Annotated in this window: 1 protein-coding gene; it reads right to left on the bottom strand. The window is 61.8% G+C overall.

Features of this window, described 5'->3' with window-relative positions; all coding sequences use genetic code 11:
- Nucleotides 1–20 precede the first annotated feature (20 nt).
- A protein-coding gene (locus tag FHS48_RS19865) for an IS630 family transposase (protein WP_184266744.1) occupies nt 21–1,081 on the bottom strand; the annotation gives its coding sequence in 2 pieces (ribosomal slippage) (nt 21–589 and nt 589–1,081; 1,062 coding nt in all).
- Nucleotides 1,082–1,172 lie beyond the last annotated feature (91 nt).

Here is a 1,172-nt window from a genome sequence, read left to right on the forward strand (position 1 = left end):
CTCATACCAACCTGCGGTGATTAAAACTTATGCGCCCACTGGCGGAGTCCGATGGACATGATTTTCCATGGCTGATCGATAAGCTTGTTCCAAGCATGGCAGCAGAGGGCGATGATCTGGTCGTAGGACTCGAATACTCGGTTGGATAGCCAGTTGTCGCGGACGAACTGCCAGATGTTCTCCACCGGGTTGAGTTCCGGGGACCGGGGTGGCAGAGGCAGGATGGTGATATTGGCAGGCACAGCCAGTTTGTCGGTGATGTGCCATCCGGCCTGATCCATCATGAGGACGGCGTGCGCGCCGGGAGCCACTTGGGAGGCGATCTCGTCCAGATGCCACTGCATGGCCTGGGTGTCGCAGCGGGGGAGGACAAGGGCGGCGCCGATACCGCGTTCGGGGCAGATGGCGCCAAAGATGTAAGCGGACTTGGTGCGCTGGTCTTTGGGTGCCACGGGGCGGGTCCCGCGCTTGGCCCAGCGTCGCGTGATCTTGTTTTTCTGACCGACCCGGGCCTCATCCTGCCACCACAGCTCTATGTCGGTTCCCGGCGGTAAGGCGGCCCGGATCGTCGCCAGTTCGGCGGGGAAGCTTTTTTAAAATCCTCAATGGCCTCACCGTTCTGGGCGTAGTGGCGAGGACGGGCCGACAGCTTGCGGAATCCCATCGCCTTCAATTCGCGCCCCACTGTCGTCTCGTCCAGCGAGATACCGAATTCCTCGAAGATCCAGTGCACCAGATCCTTCAGCCGCCAGCGCACGACGCCGTCGACCGCCGCGATCGGCCCCTGCTCCACCTTTTCGGCCAGCGCCCGACGCTGGGCGGCATTCAGCTTCGGCGCATTCCCCGGTGCCTTTCGGTCAATCAGTCCGTCCGGCCCCTGTGCGTTGAAGCGCAAAACCCAGTCACGAACGATTTGCAGACCGACCCCGCCCAATGTGGCCGCCGATCTCCGGCTGCCACCATCGTAGATCGACGCCAGCGCCAGCAACCGCCGCGTCTGGTCGGCGTTCCTCGAGTGTCGGGCAAGAGAGCGAAGGCTGGGACCATCATAATCGGGGCGAAGGGGGATCGGCGCTGCCATGGTAAGCCTCCGGCTGTTTACCAGAGTGACTCATATTCCGCCGATTTTGGGAATCCCCTCCGTGAGTCAACGTCACTACAGTTTGGTATCA

Source organism: Novispirillum itersonii (genome assembly GCF_014205675.1).
In the GTDB taxonomy this organism is placed as follows: domain Bacteria; phylum Pseudomonadota; class Alphaproteobacteria; order Rhodospirillales; family Rhodospirillaceae; genus Novispirillum; species Novispirillum itersonii_A.